We start from the raw sequence: 17,391 nt of genomic DNA, 5'->3' as shown, positions 1-17,391 counted from the left end.
AACCGTGACAAGGTTCAGCCCGCGAATCAGAACGCCGGCAGTACCGCGCCGCTGTATTTCTTCTCGATGAACGCCTTCACTTCAGGGCTGGTCAGGGCCTTGGCCAGCTTCTGGATGGCCGGGCTGTCCTTGTTGTCCGGACGGGCCACCAGGAAGTTGACGTAAGGCGAATCCGCGCCTTCGATTACCAGTGCGTCCTTGGCTGGGTTAAGACCCGCTTCCAGCGCATAGTTGGTGTTGATCAGGTCCAGGTCGACCTGGTCCAGCACGCGCGGCAGCATGGCCGACTCCAGTTCCTTGAACTTGAAGTTATGCGGGTTCTTGGCGATATCTTTCGGGGTCGCCAGAGCGTTTTTCGGGTCTTTCAACTCGATCAGCCCAGCCTTCTGCAGCAGGATCAGGGCACGGCCGCTGTTGCTGCCTTCGTTTGGCAATGCGATGGTCGCGCCATTCGGCAGATCAGCCAGCTTTTTGTACTTCTTCGAGTAGCCGCCGAACGGTTCGACGTGAACGCCGATCACGGTCACCAGATGGGTGCCTTTGCCTTCGTTGAAGTTCGTCAGGTACGGCAGGGTCTGGAAGTAGTTGGCGTCCAGGCGCTTCTGATCAACCTGTACGTTGGGTTGGACGTAGTCGGTGAAGACCTTGATTTCCAGGTCCACACCTTCTTTGGCCAGGGCCGGCTTGATCAGCTCGAGGATTTCAGCGTGGGGTACCGGGGTGGCGGCCACGACCAGTTTCTCCGCGGCCTGGGCCAGGCCCGAGGCCAGGGCTGCCGCCAATGCGGTGAACAACAGAACCTTTTTCATGCAGTGTCCTTATCGAAAATCACTGTCGTCATGGACGACGGCCAAATGTGGAGTGCCAGTGAAGTGCTATCGCTGGCGTGAGGCGGACAATACCGACATTTTTTATTCCTTAACAATATCTTTTGTTCAAGTTCATATTCATTTTCCTCATATAGCTAACACCGCTTTTGTGGCGAGGGAGCTTGCTCCCGCTCGGTTGCGCAGCAACCGCAAGATCTTGGGGCCGCTACGCAGCCCAGCGGGAGCAAGCTCCCTCGCCACAAGAGTGGGTCAGCCACACTTACAGCGTCGAGCCCAATCGACTGAGCAGCACCTTGAGTGCGGCACGCTCACCTTCCGATCCCCCTGCGATGACCTGCGCCACTTGCTGCTCGATCAGTTCAGGCACTGAAGGCTGGGGCGGCAAATTCAGGTGCTCGGGTAAAATCTCGTCACCGGTGCTCACCAGCAACGCGAAGTGAATGACATTTTCCAGCTCGCGGGTGTTGCCCGGCCAACTGTGCCGCTCGAGGGCGGACTGCGCCGCTTCACTGATCAGTGGCACGCTGAGACCGAGTCGCTGGCTGTAGATGCCCAGGAAATATTCGGCCAGGGACAGGATATCGCCCACCCGCTCACGCAGGGCCGGCAGTTCCAGTTGGCCTTCGCCAAGGTAATGGTAGAGCCGCTCGTGGAATTTCCCGGCCGCCACCGCTTGCGCCAGGTCGATGCTGGTCGCTGCCACCAGGCGGACATCTACCGGGCTGGGCTGATGCGCCCCCACACGGGTGACTTCATGGTTTTCCAGGGCCGCCAGCAATTTGATCTGGATCGGCAGCGGCAAATCACCGATTTCATCCAGGTAAAGGGTGCCGCCGTTGGCCGAACCAAACCAACCGGCCCGGCTGCTGGCCGAACCGCTGTAACTGCCGGCGGCATAGCCGAACAATTCGGCGTCGGCGTAGGTCGGGCTGATGGCGCCGCAGTTGACCGACACAAACAACCCACCGCGATCACTTTCGCGATGAATATGTCGAGCCAGCAGTTCCTTGCCGCTACCGGTTTCACCCCGTATCAGCACCGAGACCGCACGTGGCGCCAGTTGCTCCAACGCCTGGCGCAACTGCCGCGAACGTGGGTCGACGAACACCAGCGCCTTGGCGCGAATGCTCAGGGGGCTTTTTTCCGCATCGGGAAAGGTCAGCAAGGGCTGACCGAAGGTTTCATGCAAACTCATGGCAGGCTCCCGCCCCAGACCGCCGGGAGACGGGGGGCGCTAAAATTCAGGCGCGACGCAGGGCGTGATGCTCCATGCGGTTTTGCAGGCGATAGAGGTAAGCGAAACCCTGCTCCCAACGCTGGTGACCGGACTTCACGTTGATATGCCCCGCCCCGGACAGAATCCCGGCCTCGGCGCCCCAGTTGCGGGCCAGTTCCAGGGCGCGCGGAGCGCTCACGGCGGCGTCGTTGTCGGAGCTGACCACTTGGCTTGGGAACGGCAACAGATCAGTGGGAATCGGCGCGAAGTTGCGCAGCGCCGGAACGCAAGCCGGTCGCTCGACATCCGCCGGCGCCACCAACAATGCCCCGCGCACTTGGCGCAGGAACTGCACCGGCGCGGTGGCGGCCCAATGGGCCACCGTGATGCAACCCAGGCTATGGGCAATCAGGATCACTGGCGTGCTGTCGGCGGCCACGGCCTCGGCCAACGCCGCGACCCAGTCTTCACGCCGGGGCGTCAACCAGTCGGCCTGCTCGACCCGCGCGCTGTTGGGCAGGCTGTTCTGCCAGTGGGTTTGCCAATGATTTTCCGGCGATCCTTGCCAGCCCGGCACAATCAGGTAGCGAATCGATTCGTTGCGCATGGGTGCTCTCCTGCGTGTCTATTCCCGGACGAGTATAGGGAGGAGAGCCATATTATTTAAGGAATAAGAAGATATTTGTTAAGACCAAAATGAAATATAAACTCGAGTCTGTGAGAGCGAGCTTGCTCACGATAGCGTCAGGTCCGTTACATCAGTGTTGACTGACAGTCCGCCATCGCGAGCAAGCCCGCTCCCACAGGAATTGCGTCGGTCTCACTCGCTACGCCCCTTGCGCAACAACACATCCAACTGGTCTATCACTTCCGCCCAGTCCGCATCCTCGAGGATCTCGTCGCGCAGCATTTGCCGCTGGCCCTCGCTCCAGAAAAACGCATCGGCCAGGTGCAGCCCAGGCTTGAGGGGTGAATGGCTGGTGATAAATTTATCAATGCCCTCGGCGTCATCGGGCAAGCCCAGTTGCTTGAATAATGAGGAAAGAGGGTGAATTGGGGTTTCCATACGGGCCTCCTGAACATAATGGAGATGGCGGGGTGTTTCTCCGCAGTCTAGCCCCTCGACGACCGCCAGACTGATCAAAATTCAATCAACCCTCGACTCGACTAGACTTTGAATAACATCCCGACGAATACACGTTGCGGAGGGTCCTGTGAACATTCACTGGTTGACGGTTGCGCTGCTGGCGATCAGCGGACCTGTGCTCGGCGCCGATGGCCTCGTGCTGCCAGGCACCGATTCCCTGGGTTTCTGGCTGGTTGCCGTTGGCGTGGCCTTGCTGGTCTTCGAGGCGGCCCTGCCCAATTACGGTATCGCAGGGCTGGGTGGCATTGTCCTGTGCGTGATTGGCGCGGTCATCCTGACCAACGCCGATATACCGGCTCCGCTGATGCTCGGCCTGGGCCTGGCCAGCGCCTTGCTGCTGATCGTCCTGTTGGTCCGTGCGTTGAAAACACGACCGCGCCAGCCTGTCAGCGGCGATGCGGCGCTGTTGGGCAGCGTCACGATGGTGACCGCGTTGCAGGCCGGCAATCATCATCATGGCTGGGTCCAGTTGGAAGGCGAACGCTGGCAGGTGGCAAGCGTAACGCCGCTGCGGCCTGGGCAAGCGGTGCGAGTCATCACCCGCAAGGGTTTGCTGTTGGAAGTGGCCCCCGCTGATTCACAAGGAGTCTGAGATGGGCATGCAAATCGGTTTTGTGCTGCTGTTGTTACTGTTGATTGCACTGGCGGGTGCGACGTTCCGGATCCTGCGCGAATACGAACGAGCGGTGGTGTTCCAGCTCGGTCGGTTCTGGCAGGTCAAGGGGCCAGGATTGATCCTGCTGATTCCGGTGGTGCAGCAGATGATCCGCGTCGACCTGCGCACCATTGTCCTCGACGTACCGCCCCAGGACGTGATCACCCGCGACAACGTCTCGGTGAAGGTCAACGCGGTGCTGTATTTCCGCGTGCTCGATCCGCAGAAAGCCATCATCCAGGTCGAAAACTTCCTCATGGCCACCAGCCAACTGGCCCAGACCACCTTGCGCGCGGTCCTCGGCAAGCATGACCTGGACCAACTGCTGGCCGAGCGCGAGCAATTGAACGGCGACATCCAGCAGGTGCTCGACGCCCAGACCGATGCCTGGGGCATCAAGGTGGCAAATGTCGAGATCAAGCATGTGGACCTCAACGAATCGATGATCCGCGCCATCGCCCGCCAAGCCGAAGCCGAGCGCGAACGCCGGGCCAAGGTGATCCACGCCGAAGGCGAGCTGCAGGCCTCGGAAAAACTCATGCAGGCCGCCGAAATGCTCGGCCGCCAGCCAGGGGCCATGCAGTTGCGCTACATGCAGACGCTGGGCTCGATTGCCGGGGACAAAAGCTCCACCATCGTCTTCCCCTTGCCGATCGAGTTGCTCAAGGGAATGGCGGAGTTGTCACCCAACAAGCCGTGATGGATTAGGCAAGGCACAAGCGAGCCCCTGTGGCGAGGGAGCTTGCTCCCGCTCGGTTGCGCAGCAACCGCAAGATCTTGGGGCCGCTACGCAGCCCAGCGGGAGCAAGCTCCCTCGCCACAGGACACTCCTGAATTCAAGACCTTCTCAAACACTCGAGCGCCTCGTAAGGCCCCCACGCCCAGCGCATGACCCGCTCCCGCAACAACACCGAAGCCTCGCGGCGCTTGTCCTCGCTATCGCCAACAAACGCCTGCGCCGGCTGCTTGGCATGCTGCCCCACTGCGGCGAACACTTGCCTGCCTTGCTCCTCATCAAGCCGGAAAAACGCCGCCAGCTTGCCCGTCATCACCTCGGGCAGTTCGGTGTAGTTGACCGCCATTGCACCCAATACCTGACAGTGGTCCAAACCCGTCGCCAACAACTGCCCCACCCGGCGCGAGATGAAATCTTCCGGGCTACTGAACGGCAACCCATCGTCCAGCACACTCGTCCCGATCATCCCCGGCACCATGTGCAGGCCAGGACGACGCAGATGGGAGACGGCGATTTCCAAAGGGTCGCGGTACAGGAACAGCCTGGGGGTGTCGGGAAAACATTCTCGCAACAGCGCCAACTCACCGATGTTCCAGGCGTCGAGCTTGACCACCAGCCGTTGCTCCACGCCTCGTCGGCGCTGCCCATAGGCCGACATCAAGCCCTTGAGCGCCACGCACCGCTCGGGCGATGGCAAATCACTGCGCAGCAATGTATCCAGGGGCGGTGGTTCCGAAATGACGATGTGATCGTCCAATTGGGCAAGCATCTGGCTGATCAATGTCGAGCCGCAACGGGAGGCATGGAAAATGAATGCGCTGGGCTCCAGTCCCGGGGTTTGTCGTTGCCACTGACCGAGGGCGTCCAAGGGAGTCCGGCGACGGAACACCTGGTTGAAAGGCAGGCGCAGGGCGTCTTCCACCGCATCGCCAAAGAACGGCTGTGACAGTCGCGCGTCGCCGAACCAGCACCAATCGACCCACCACTGCCCAGCCTCTTGCCACACGCGGATCGGCAGCCAGCCGTCCAGGTTCAGGCTTTCCACTGGTCTCTCCACTGCCGGCGACCGTTGCGCATGGCCGCCCGGAGTTCTTGCGCAGTGAAGTGCAGGCCTTGTCCGGCACCCAGCGCAATTGCGCACTCAATGAAAGCGTCTACGTCATGCACGCTCTGCAAGGTTCGGGCGAGTTGGATATCAGTTTCTACGTGCTGCTGAAAACGGGCGAAGTCGCTATGCCCGCCGCCAGCTGCCGGTGTAGTGGGCAACCCAGCGGCAATCTGCTGCTCCAACCAGGGCCCCGGGCGGCAATCGAGCACCAGATGAACTCTGGGCTCGGCACTGCGGTTATCGACGCGATGAGGTCGCGACAAGTCGAGAAACCAGCACTCGCCCGCCGTCATAGGCACACGCTGGTCATCCAGCCAGAAATCCACTTGCGGCGGGCTGAGCAGCGGAATGTGCAGGCGCAGATCGGCGTCCGGCCCGCCCAGGTCATAGTCGCGATGCTCGTGGATGCACCCTCCCGGCCCGAGCCGCAATAGCCGGGCCGAGACGATCTCCAGGGAGCAATCACGCAACGCTTCGCGCCAACGACGATCCTCTGACCAAGGCGCGCGCGTCACAGGCAGACCGCGCCCGGGAGACAACTCGGTCAAGGCATCGGCCGCTGAAATCAGCGCCACCCCGCTCCAGTCGCCGCTGTAATAGGCACTGTTGAAATGCCCCTGCCAGCGCTCGTCTTCAATGGCGGCCAGTGCCTGCAACAGTAACGGCAGGTTCACCACCACCGGCAGCCGGGAAAACGCCGGGCGCGTCATGCCAGCGCCCGGTTACTGAGTCACCGCGGCCGTCGTCGGCACCGTGATGTCGCCCTGGGCCCAGGCCGCTTCACGATTAGCCAGTGCCGTGGCGATCGACTGGACTGCGGTCGATTGCACTTCGTTTGGCAGTGGGTCGAGACCGGCACTGGCAAAGATCTGCCCGTAGGCGTTGCGCAGGTCAGCGTAGGCCAGGTCCCGGCGCAGATCGGCCTGCAAGGTATTCAGTTCACCCTGGATCAGATCTAGCTCGCCAATGCCGGCAGCCTGGTGCCGATTGCGCAATTGACCGACAATCTGCCCGTCAATGTCCGACAGTTGCTGGCTGGTCTTGAACTGGCGCAGCGCTTCGCGATAGTTGGCGTTGGCGACGTACAGCTGCGCCAGCACGGCAATCGACATCGCCTGGCGCCGCGCCGAGGCCACTTCTTCACCGGCCTTGGCCACGTCGATGGCCGCCGGAGCGGAGATCACGTTGAACAGGTTCCAGGTGACTTTCACACCGTAGTCAGCCCAGCCCTGTTCCACCAGGAACGAGTTGCTGTCGTAATGCCCGCCGGCGGAAAACTCCAGCCCCGGTAGCAGGCGCAGCATGGCCTTGCGGGTTTCGGCGGCGGTGATGCGGGTCTGGTAATCCTGCTCGCGCAGTTCCGGGCGGCTGGCCAGGGCTTCCTGTTCGAGACGGGCCAAGTCGACCTTGAGTTCCGGGATGGCGTATTCATCCTGGGTGGCCAGGGTCAGCTCGGTACCCAGGGGCAGGTTGATCAGGGTCGCCAGTTCGGTCTTGGCCAGGGACAGCGCCCGACGCTGCTCTTCCAGTTGACGGGTCGCCTGGATCAGCGAGCGCTGGTAACCCAGGGCCTGCACCGGGTCACCGATGCGCTGTTCGCTCATGCTCTGGCTGTTGTCGCGCGCAGCCTCGACCCGGGCCATCAGGCTGTCGATCTGCTTGAGCAAACGCTCGGCGGCCATGGCGCGCCAGTAGGCCGAACGCACGTCCTGGACGATGGTGTTGATCACCTTGCGCCGGCGCTCCTGCACGATCAGACGCTGGTCCCCGGCCTGCTTGGCGCTGATGTAGCTGACGCCGAAATCGAGCACGTTCCAGACCATGGTCAGGTCCGCCACCTCGCGGTCGCGGTCCTGGGAGGTCGACGGCTCCAGGGACTGGGTGCCGGTTTCCACGCTCTGGCTGCTGGAGGCGTTGACGTTGTTGCGGCCCACATAACCGGCGTCCAGGGCCATGCGCGGCAGCATGTCGAAACTGGCCAGGTCCAACTGACGCTTGGCCAGGGCTTCCTCCATGATCTTCAAGCGGCCTTCGAGGTTGTACTTCACTGCCCGGGCCATGGCCTGGTGCAGGGTCAGCGGGCCGCTGAGCGGCTCCTGATCCTTGTACATATTCTGCAGGTCGGTTCGAGCGCGCTGCTCGCTGACGCTACGCTCGATCGGATCGCTGGTGACCGCACATCCACTCACCACCAGCGCCAGCAAACTCATACCGAATAACTTCTGACTTCTATTCATTCCCTGGATTGCCCCTGACTGCCCCAATATTTTTTAGAATTCAGGCCTGCGCCTGGCTGATGCCGACCTGTCGTAACGCCGTTGCCAAGCTGTCGACCTGACGCTGTTCAGTATCCTTGAGCTGTTGCAGCTGCTGGCCCAAGGTCGGTGCGCCGAACATCCCGCGCAGCCCTTGGGACACATCGCCGCCCTGCATCGACTGACTGCCGAAGGCACCCATCGATTCGCCCTCGGAAGCGGAGTCCTGGGTGAACAGGGTCGAAAGCGTGCTGCTGCCGAATACCCCACCATCGCCCCCACCAAAGCCCAGGAAGCCCTGGCCAGAACCATCGCCAGCGGCATCGCTGCTGAACACCTGAGCGATATAGCTAGGCGCCAGTTGACCCCGGTTGATGAAAATATCTCCAATCGGCTTGAGGCCCCCGCCCATGTCCCGTTGCTCGAACAGCGGCGGGAACCCCAGCGGCGAACCGAGATTGCCGGTCGGCGGGGTAAAGACGATCGGTTGCAGCGGCACCTCGGACGGCGGGATAACCGTGACCGGGTCGGAGGTCAGGAACTCCGGCGGCGGCTTCACATCGTTGGGCACCACGGTGTCGATCGCATAGTTGTTGGACACCGCCACGCTGCCCCCGGCGTTGCCCGACAGGTCGCTGACGTTGCTGGTGTCCAGGGCAATGAAGTTGCTCGGGTCGGTGAGGTTCACCGTCGGTGTGAACGTCGCGGTCCAGGTCCTGCCGCCGTCGCTGCTGGTCAGGTTGGTCAGCTCGCCGTTGGTGACGCTGAGGTCCGACAGATCGAAATTGCTCACCGCCTCGCTGAAGGTGATGGTGACCTGGGTCGTCTCGCCCACGGTCAGGTTCGGATCGGCCACCACGATGGTCGCTGTCGGCCGGGTGGCATCGAGCGCGTAGTTGGCGGAGATCGCGATGCCCACGCCGGCGTTGCCGGCCAGGTCCTGCACATTGCTGGCGTCGAGCAGGATCAGGTTGGTGGCATCGTTGACGCCTGCAGTAGGCGTCAGGGTCGCCGTCCAGGTCAGGCCACCGTCACTGCTGGCGAGGTTCGACAGCACGCCATTGGCCACACTCAGGTCGGACAGGTCGAAACCGGACACCGCCTCGGTGAAGGAGATAGTCACGGTGGTACTCTGGCCGATGCCCAGGGTGGTGTCGCCCACGGTGATGGTGGCGCCTGGGCGAACCGTGTCGATTGCGTAGTTGTTGGAGTCCACCACACCGACACCGCTGTTGCCCGAGGCGTTGACCACGCCGCTGGTGTCCAGGCTGATCAGGTTGCTGGTGTCGGTGATGCTGGCGCTCGGCGTGAACGTGGCCGTCCAGGTGACGCCGCCGTCGGTGGACGACACATTGCTGAGCGTGCCGTTGCTGATGGTCAGGTCACTGTTGTCGAAACCGCTCACAGCCTCCGAGAACGTAATGGTGACCTGCGAGGTTTCTCCTACGCGCAGCGCACTGTCAGCCACCACGATCGTGGCAGTCGGCACCTGCGTCTCGACCGCATAGTTGGCTGAGTCGGTGGTACCTGCCCCGCTGTTGCCAGCCGCGTCGCTCACGCCGGTATTGTCCAGGCTGATCAGGTTGCTGGCATCGGTCACGCCCAGGGTTGGCGTGAAGGTCGCGGTCCAGGTCAGGCCGCCATCGCTGCTGCTGACGGCGCTCAGGGTGCCGTTGTCGACGCTCAGGTCTGCGTTGCTGAAGCCGGTAACGGCCTCGCTGAATGTGATGGTCACTTGGGCGGTTTCACCCGGTTTCAACACCGAATCGCTCAGCACGATGGTGGCGGTCGGACGCTGGCTGTCGACGCTGTAGTTGTTCGAATCGGTGGTGCCGCTGCCTGTGTTGCCCGCCAGGTCGGCGACGCCGCTGTTGGCAAGGGTGATGACGTTGCTGGTGTCCGTGATGCCAGCGGCAGGCGTGAAGGTCGCGGTCCAGGTAATGCCACCGTCATTGCTGCTCAGCCCGCTGAGGGTCCCGTTGGCGACGCTCAGGTCGGCAGTGGTGAAGCCGGTCACGGCCTCGCTGAAGGTGATGGTCACCAGCGAGGTCTCGCCCGCGGCGATGGCGGTGTCGGCGACGACGATGGTCGCGGTCGGGCGCACGGTGTCGATGGCGTAGTTATTGGAATCGGTGGTGCCGACGCCAGCGTTGCCCGAGACGTTGACGACACCGGTATTGTCCAGGGTGATCAGGTTGCTGGTATCGGCAATACTCGCACTCGGTGTGAACGTAGCCGTCCACGTGACGCCGCCGTCGGAGGACGACACATTGCTCAGCGTGCCGTTGCTGACGGTCAGGTCGCTGTTGTCGAAACCGCTCACCGCTTCGTTGAAGGTGATGGTCACCTGGCTGGTTTCACCGATGCTCAGGGACGTATCGGCCACCACGATGGTCGCGGTCGGCACCTGGGTATCGACGGTGTAGTTGGCGGAGTTGCTGGTGCCGGTACCGGCGTTGCCGGCCGCGTCGCTCACGCCGCTGTTGTCCAGGACGATCAGGTTGGTGGCGTCCCGCGTACCGGTGGCCGGGGTGAAGGTCGCCGTCCAGGTAATGCCGCCATCGCTGCTGCTCACGGCGCTCAGCGTGCCATTGGCCACGCTCAGGTCCGAATTGTCGAAACCGCTGACCGCCTCGCTGAAGGTGATGGTCACCAGTGAGGTTTCGCCGACGCTGAGGTTGCTATCGGCCATCACGATGGTCGCGGTCGGGCGCAGGGTATCGACAGCGTAGTTGTTCGAATCCGCAGTGCCGGTGTTGATGTTGCCCGCCACATCGGCGATCGAGCCACTGTTGAGGCTGATCAGGTTGGTACTGTCGCTGATTCCCGCACTCGGGGTGAAGGTCGCGGTGAAGGTAATGTTGTCGCTGGTACTCAGCCCGCTCAGGGAACCATTGGCCACGGTCAGGTCCGCCAGGGTGAAGCTCGTCACGGCCTCGCTGAAGGTAATGGTCACCAGCGAGGTTTCGCCAATGGCAACGGTTGGGTCGGCCATGACGATGGTCGCGGTGGGGCGCACGGTGTCGACCACGTAGTTATTGGAATCGGTGGTGCCGACACCTGCGTTGCCCGCGCCGTTGATCAAGCCGGTATTGTCCAGCGTGATCACGTTGCTGGTATCGGAAATGCTCGCGCTCGGCGTGAACGTGGCCGTCCAGGTGACGCCGCCGTCGGTGGACGACACATTGCTGAGCGTGCCGTTGCTGACCGTCAGGTCCGCGTTATCGAAACCGCTCACCGCCGAATTGAAGGTGATGGTCACCTGGGTCGTTTCACCGATTCCCAGCGTACTGTCGGCGACCACGATGGTCGCGGTCGGCACATTGGTGTCGACCTGGTAGTTGTTGGAGTTGGTCGTGCCGGTGCCGGTATTGCCCGCGGCATCGCTGACGCCGGTGTTGTTCAGGGTGATGACGTTGGAGGTGTCGCTGACACCGAGCGCAGGCGTGAACGTCGCCGTCCAAGTGATGCCACCGTCGCTGCTGCTGACCGCACTCAGCGTGCCATTGGCCACGCTCAGGTCCGAATTGTCGAAACCACTGACCGCCTCGGAGAACGTAATGGTCACCAGTGAGGTTTCGCCGACGCTCAGCGCGGTATCGGCCACCACGATGGTCGCGGTCGGACGCAGCGTGTCGACGGCGTAGTTGTTGGAGTCGGTGGTACCGCTGCCAGCGTTGCCCGCCCCGTCCGTGACGCCGGAGTTGCCCAGGGAAATCAGGTTGCTGGCATCACTGGTGCCGACGCTCGGCGTGAAGGTGGCGGTGTAGGTGATGTTGTCGCTGGTGCTCAACCCGCTCAGGCTACCATTGGCGACCGTCAGGTCAGCGAGGGTGAAGCCGGTCACCGCCTCGCTGAAAGTGATGGTCACCACCGAGGTTTCGCCCAGGGCGACGGCCGTATCGGCGACGACGATGGTGGCGGTGGGGCGCGCCGTGTCGATGGCGTAGTTGTTGGAGTCGGTGGTACCGCTGCCGGCGTTGCCGGCGGCGTCCGCCACGCCGGTGTTATCCAGGGTGATCAGGTTGGTGGCGTCGCTGGTGCTGGCGCTCGGGGTCAGTGTCGCGGTCCAGGTGATACCGCCGTCGCTGGTGCTCAGCCCGGTCAGGGTGCCGTTGGCGACCGTCAGGTCGGCAGTGGTGAAGCCGGTCACTGCCTCGTTGAAGGTGATGGTCACCAGCGAGGTTTCGCCGATTCTCAAGGCGTTGTCGGCGACGACGATGGTCGCGGTCGGGCGCGCGGTGTCGACGGCATAGTTGTTGGAACTGGTGGTGCCGGTGCCAGCGTTACCGGCCGCGTCCAGTACGCCGGTATTGGCCAGGACAATCAGGTTGGTGGCATCGCTGATGCTGGCGCTTGGGGTGAGCGTCGCGGTCCAGGTGATACCGCCGTCGCTGCTGCTCAGCCCGCTCAGGGATCCATTGGCAACGGTCAGGTCGGCCAGGGTGAACCCCGTCACCGCCTCGCTGAAGGTAATCGTCACCAGGGAGGTTTCACCGATGTTCAGCGCGTTGTCGGCCACCACGATCGTGGCGGTCGGGCGCAGGGTGTCGATCGCGTAGTTGTTCGAGTCGGTGGTGCCGGTACCGACGTTGCCGGACAGGTCGGCAACGCCGCTGTTGCTCAACGTGATCAGGTTGCTGGTATCGCTCACGCTGGCGGTCGGGGTCAGCGTTGCGGTCCAGGTGATACCTCCGTCGCTGGTGCTCAGCCCGGTGACCGTGCCGTTGGCCACCGTCAGGTCAGCGGTGGTGAAACCACTGACCGCCTCGTTGAACGTGATCGTCACCAAGGATGTTTCACCGGCGCTCAGCGCCGTGTCAGTCACCACGATCGTGGCGGTCGGCAGCACGGTGTCGATCGCGTAGTTGTTGGAGTTGGTGGTGCCAACGCCGTCGTTGCCACTCAGGTCCGCGACACCGGCATTGTTCAGCACCACCAGATTGGTGGTGTCGGTGACAGCGGCGTCGGGTGTCAGGGTTGCTGTCCAGGTGATACCGCCGTCACTGCTGCTCAGGCCGCTGAGGGTGCCATTGGCTACCGTCAGGTCGGCCGTGGTCAAGCCGCTGACCGCCTCGGAAAAGGTGATGGTCACCAGCGAGGTTTCACCGTTCCTGAGGGCCGTGTCAGATACCACGATGGACGCCGTCGGCGCCACGGTGTCGTTGACCACGTAATTATTCGAATCGGTGGTGCCCACCCCGGCGTTACCGGCCAGGTCCGCCACACCGGTGTTGTTCAAGGTGATGATGTTGGTGGTATCGGCGATGTTACTTGCCGCCGTCAGCGTACCGGTCCAGGTGATGCCGCCGTCGCCGCTGGTCAGCGTGCCGATGGTGCCGTTCTGTACGGTCAGGTCCGCCGCGGTCAGCCCGGTCACCGCCTCGGAGAAGGTGATGGTCACCTGCGACGTGCCGCCAGAGTTCAGGTTGGTGTTGGCCACCACGACCGTCGCGGTGGGCGGCGTTTCGTCCGGCACATAGTTGGTATTGATGGTGCCGCCGTCGCCATAGACGTTGGCCACCGAACTCGGCGAGACACCTGCCGTGCCGGCACTCGTTCCACCGGTGCCGCTGCCACCGACGTTGCCGGCCAGGGCCGCGAAGTTGGCCGCGGTGATCAGGATCGAACCCTTGTTCCAGATCGCACCGACACCCACGCCACCGGCACCGCCCGCCTGGGTGTAACCACCACCGGCACCGCCGCCACCGCCACCACCGCCCGCGCCGATGTTGTTGGAGATGACCGAGTTGCCGATGATCCGCAGGGTTGCGCCCGTGTCGTTGTAGATACCGCCAACCGCGCCACCGCCGGCACCGCCGATGTCGTTATAGCCATCGCCGCCACCGCCGCCGCCGATGGACAACCCGCCGCTGCTGGCCGTGCCACCGGAGGAGCCGGTGCTGTAGCCGGCATAGACAGCGCCGCCGGCACCGCCGGTCGCGGAGCCGCCACGCCCGCCGATGTTGAAGAAGCCGCCACCGGCACCGCCCTGGTTGGTAGAGCCCAAGGAACCCGAGGAGTTGAGCGTATCGCCGCCACGCCCGCCGATCCCGCCGCCGAGCGCACCACCGCCACCGCCACCACCACCTGCATATTCCGGCGTCACACCACCGCCGCCGCCACCGCCCGCCGCCACGTTAGCCGTGACCGTGACGTTACGCAGGGTCAAGGTACCCGCGTTGTTGATCCCGCCGCCCTTGGCCACCAGCGCATCGTCACCACCGTTACCGCCGTTGCCCGACACAACGCCGCGGGTAATCACCAAACCATCGAGGGTGGCCGTGGTGCCGGCCGTCACGCTGATCACCTGGGTGCGGAACTGCCCGTCCAGGGTGACATCGGCGACGTTGTCGTTGTTGAGATCGCCGTCGATCGTGATGTTCTGGTTCACCACCAGCACCTGGGTCAAGGCAACGGTCATGCTGCTGTTGAAGGTGACGATGTCGCCGTTCTGCGCAGAACCCAAGGCCGCGCGCAAGGAGCCCACGCCGGAATTGGCATTGTTGGTGGCGGTCCAGGTGGCCAGGCCCCACTGGTATTCACTCATGGCATTGGCCGACAGCACGTTGGCGCTTTCGATGTTGCCGGTGGCGATCTCCAGGTCCCAGTCACCGCCGACGCCAGTGCGATCGTCGGAAGCCGCCACGTCACGCCCGGTCAACTGCGCCAATGAATCCACCAGGCTCAGGCCACGCTCGCCTTCGGCGGTGTAGCAGCCGTAGATCAGGATATCGCCGCCGGCGTTCATGTCCTGGCCGATCTGCGCCAGCACTTCGCTGCGGGCCTGGACGTTGTCCGCCGACAGGTAGCTGTTGCCCAGCCACAAATCACCGGCGTTACCGTGGGCGATGATCTGCACCGAGCTGACGCCCTGGTGGGTGTCCAGGTAATCGGCGATCTGTTGCAGGCCGTCCTTGGTGGCATCCAGTTGCACCACCTGGGTCCCAGGCGCCACGCCTTCGAGCAGGTTGGCGGAATCCTTGACCCGGGAATCGACGAACACCACGCTCTTGCCGGGAACGGCAGCCTGGGTGGCATCGACCTGGCCTTGGGGTGCATGACTATCGGCAGGCTGGTCCGCTGTGGGCGTCTTGGCCGCCTCGGCAGTCGGATGAGCGTCCGGTTGCGCGGCATCGGCCACGGTCGCCGCCACCGCGCCGTCGAACAGCATTCGCGGCTCCAGGGACATGATCATTGGCGATGCCAGGGCCTGTGCGCCCTCGGTTACCCGCGATTTGCCTTTGCTCCACCACATGACGATCACCTGGACTCGAACTTCTTGAACACAAATGAAAAAAACCGCAGTCAGCTGACGGCGGCGTCGGTTTTCATACGAATGACATTGGCGGCGCTTGCGGACCCATCGCGCCAAAACGACAACTCGGCATACTTTTCAAACAGATCCGGCGGCAACAAGGTCCGCCGGGCTTGCGGCGCGACCTTGGGCTTGACCTTGTGCAGGCCGGCAACGCCCAGGGCCTGGTCGAAGGCCGGCGCGTCGTAGGTCAAGTGATTGAAATCGTGCTCGAACCAGGGCTCGCCGATAAACTCGTACACCAGTCGCATGACCCGCTCCGGTGCCTGGCTCAGCAGGTCGTAGTCAACGACCAGCAGCGACTCGGCGTTCTCGCCGTAATAGGCCTCTTTGAGCGCCGTCCAGGCAAGCCCCACCAGACGATTGCGCTGGGCCAGGGTTTCGCAGCGGCTGTAGACGGTGTTGCGCTCGTCATCGTCGTTGAACAGCTTGGTGTTCTCGAACGGATTGGCACGATAAAGGCGCTCCAGGCTGTCGAGGATCCAGGCAACGTTGCGCACGCAAGCGATGGTCTTGGCCTGGGGAAACAGGTCCTGCAGGGCAGGCAAACGGGCACACCATTGGCGATTGGTGTCGAAGATGACCGGTTTATCGGCTTTGTCGGCGTAGTAGGAATCGAAGAGGCCACGCAACAGGCGGCGGCGCAGGTCGGTGTCGATCACCGAACCGAACTCGCTGCCGGCGCTGCATTGTTGCAGGACGCTGCTGAACAGCGAACCGACGGGACTGGTCATGCCGGCATGAAAACGCGGGTTCTGCAGCAAAATGGCAGAAAGCAGGGTCGAGCCTGAGCGCGGCAAACCGGAAATAAAGTGAAACTGCGGCAATCCCTTCACCTGTTTGTAGTCCTTTTGTATCGCGAAGCGTAGCCGAGGAAACAATCTTCGCCTAGTGGTACTTTGACATCAACATCAGCCAATTTTGTAAAAAAGATGGACGGTATAGCGGTGATGCGAACCTGAATCGATTAAGCCGGTCGACAACATTTTTCCTCTATTGCTGCCCTGCAGAATGAGACATCCCCGTCTACGCTCAGCCGTGCGTGACCAGGCCAGGGAATGAAGGCGTCGGGCTGACCGCACTACCCTCCCTTGGATCCTGGCGGCATTGCCATACCAATAATCTGAAGGGATGAGGAATCTATGGAAGTATTTATGGGCACCATCCAACCGTTTGCCTTTAACTTCGCCCCCAATGGGTGGGCTCAGTGCAACGGGCAGAGCCTCCCAATTGCCCAGTACCAGGCTTTGTTCTCCTTGCTCGGCACGTATTACGGAGGCAACGGCACCACCAACTTCATGCTCCCCAATCTGCAAGGCCGCCTGCCGCTGGGACAAGGCAACGGCCAGGGTCTGACGCCGCGGGTCATGGGCGAAGTCTCCGGCACCGAAAACGTCACTGCAACGATCAACAACCTGCCCGCCCACACTCACACCCTGGCGGGACTCACCGCCTCCACCACCCTGCAACTGGCAAACCCGGCCAGCAACCCGGTGAATACGCCGACGGCCACCAACTCGTTCATCGGCACCTCGGGCACCGGGCCTGGCTCGGCGGCGATTTATTCCGACCAGATCGGCGCCTCACCAGTGCCGGTCAAGGGCGTGAGCACGAGCATCGACGGCACGATTTCCCCCGCGGGCAACGGCTTGCCAATGGCGGTCATGAACCCGTTCCTGGTGGTCAACTTCAGTGTCGCCTTGAACGGTCTATTCCCAAGCCGTAACTGATGAACCGCCGGAGGGCTGCGGTCCTCCGGCCTTTTGGAGTGTCGACATGCTGCAACAGGTTCATAGCCGCCATTTCCAACCGCTGCTGGGCCAGACCGGCAGCCTGACCCTGCCCGACGGCAGTTGCCTGCCGGTGCGCTTCGAAACCCTTGAAGAAACACCTCGGGCGAAGATGCCGAACACCGAGCGCATGCCCTTCAGCGTCGAGTTCAACAGCCTGGAGAGCACCGCGTTCGTGGACGGCCTGTGCGGGCTGGAGGTGCCGGAACTGGGCAAGATCGAGGGGGTGTTCGTATCACGGATGCCGCCCATGGGACGGGATCCGGCGCTGGGATACTTCTACATCGCGTTTAACTAAAGACTGATGATTCCCTGTGGGAGCAAACCCGCTCCCAC

General features: G+C 62.8%; 13 protein-coding genes. 4 read left to right on the top strand and 9 right to left on the bottom strand.

Features of this window, described 5'->3' with window-relative positions:
- Positions 1–26: 26 nt before the first annotated feature.
- The 4 genes from V7773_RS27670 to V7773_RS27655 all read right to left on the bottom strand — a co-directional run bounded on the left by V7773_RS27670 (position 27) and on the right by V7773_RS27655 (position 3,112).
- Positions 27–809 (bottom strand): MetQ/NlpA family ABC transporter substrate-binding protein, encoded by a 783-nt coding sequence (locus tag V7773_RS27670; RefSeq protein WP_003196610.1) that lies wholly within the window; start codon positions 807–809, stop codon positions 27–29.
- Positions 810–1,089: 280 nt separating this feature from the next.
- Positions 1,090–2,025: a sigma 54-interacting transcriptional regulator gene (locus tag V7773_RS27665; protein ID WP_336076250.1), complete on the bottom strand. Its 936-nt coding sequence runs from the start codon at positions 2,023–2,025 to the stop codon at positions 1,090–1,092.
- Between the two features lie 46 nt (positions 2,026–2,071).
- Entirely contained in the window at positions 2,072–2,653 is a 582-nt protein-coding gene (locus V7773_RS27660) for an alpha/beta hydrolase (RefSeq protein WP_092146617.1), read from the bottom strand.
- Positions 2,654–2,866: 213 nt separating this feature from the next.
- Positions 2,867–3,112 carry a DUF2789 domain-containing protein gene (locus V7773_RS27655; RefSeq protein ID WP_063323458.1) on the bottom strand — a complete coding sequence of 82 codons (246 nt, stop codon included), beginning with the start codon at positions 3,110–3,112 and terminating at the stop codon, positions 2,867–2,869.
- Positions 3,113–3,260: 148 nt separating this feature from the next.
- On the opposite strand from V7773_RS27655, the gene V7773_RS27650 reads away from it, so the two are divergent.
- Together V7773_RS27650 and V7773_RS27645 are read left to right on the top strand one after the other, a co-directional pair.
- Positions 3,261–3,785, top strand: a complete 525-nt coding sequence (locus V7773_RS27650; protein ID WP_336076249.1) for an NfeD family protein — start codon at positions 3,261–3,263, stop codon at positions 3,783–3,785.
- Position 3,786: 1 nt separating this feature from the next.
- Positions 3,787–4,548, top strand: a complete 762-nt coding sequence (locus tag V7773_RS27645) for a slipin family protein (RefSeq protein ID WP_063323460.1) — start codon at positions 3,787–3,789, stop codon at positions 4,546–4,548.
- A gap of 136 nt (positions 4,549–4,684) precedes the next feature.
- Here the strand turns inward: V7773_RS27645 and V7773_RS27640 are convergent, their stop codons facing one another.
- Genes V7773_RS27640 through V7773_RS27620 form a run of 5 tightly spaced genes read right to left on the bottom strand, consistent with a single transcriptional unit; the run spans position 4,685 to position 16,101 of the window.
- On the bottom strand, positions 4,685–5,629 hold the full coding sequence (locus V7773_RS27640) for a sulfotransferase family protein (RefSeq protein ID WP_336076248.1): 945 nt from the start codon (positions 5,627–5,629) through the stop codon (positions 4,685–4,687).
- The gene (locus tag V7773_RS27635; protein ID WP_336076247.1) at positions 5,617–6,402 is read right to left on the bottom strand and encodes an aspartyl/asparaginyl beta-hydroxylase domain-containing protein; all 786 of its coding nucleotides are present in this window, start codon (positions 6,400–6,402) and stop codon (positions 5,617–5,619) included. Before V7773_RS27635 ends, V7773_RS27640 begins: the two co-directional genes overlap by 13 nt.
- A gap of 12 nt (positions 6,403–6,414) precedes the next feature.
- Positions 6,415–7,929, bottom strand: coding sequence for a TolC family protein (locus tag V7773_RS27630; protein ID WP_336076246.1), 1,515 nt, complete (start codon positions 7,927–7,929; stop codon positions 6,415–6,417).
- A gap of 40 nt (positions 7,930–7,969) precedes the next feature.
- The gene (locus V7773_RS27625) at positions 7,970–15,205 is read right to left on the bottom strand and encodes an Ig-like domain-containing protein (RefSeq protein WP_336076245.1); all 7,236 of its coding nucleotides are present in this window, start codon (positions 15,203–15,205) and stop codon (positions 7,970–7,972) included.
- Positions 15,206–15,255: 50 nt separating this feature from the next.
- Positions 15,256–16,101, bottom strand: coding sequence for a sulfotransferase family protein (locus tag V7773_RS27620; protein ID WP_336076244.1), 846 nt, complete (start codon positions 16,099–16,101; stop codon positions 15,256–15,258).
- A 306-nt stretch (positions 16,102–16,407) separates the two neighbouring features.
- On the opposite strand from V7773_RS27620, the gene V7773_RS27615 reads away from it, so the two are divergent.
- Both V7773_RS27615 and V7773_RS27610 read left to right on the top strand, forming a co-directional pair.
- Positions 16,408–16,995, top strand: a complete 588-nt coding sequence (locus tag V7773_RS27615) for a phage tail protein (RefSeq protein WP_336076243.1) — start codon at positions 16,408–16,410, stop codon at positions 16,993–16,995.
- 46 nt (positions 16,996–17,041) lie between these two features.
- The gene (locus V7773_RS27610) at positions 17,042–17,353 is read left to right on the top strand and encodes a DUF6916 family protein (RefSeq protein ID WP_092146632.1); all 312 of its coding nucleotides are present in this window, start codon (positions 17,042–17,044) and stop codon (positions 17,351–17,353) included.
- The last annotated feature ends 38 nt before the right edge of the window (positions 17,354–17,391 follow it).

Origin of the sequence: Pseudomonas sp. 3JA (assembly GCF_036961705.1) — a bacterium.
GTDB classification, from domain to species: domain Bacteria; phylum Pseudomonadota; class Gammaproteobacteria; order Pseudomonadales; family Pseudomonadaceae; genus Aquipseudomonas; species Aquipseudomonas fluorescens_Q.
The sequence above is the reverse complement of the archived record's forward strand: the minus strand, read 5'-3'. Positions and strand labels throughout refer to the sequence as shown.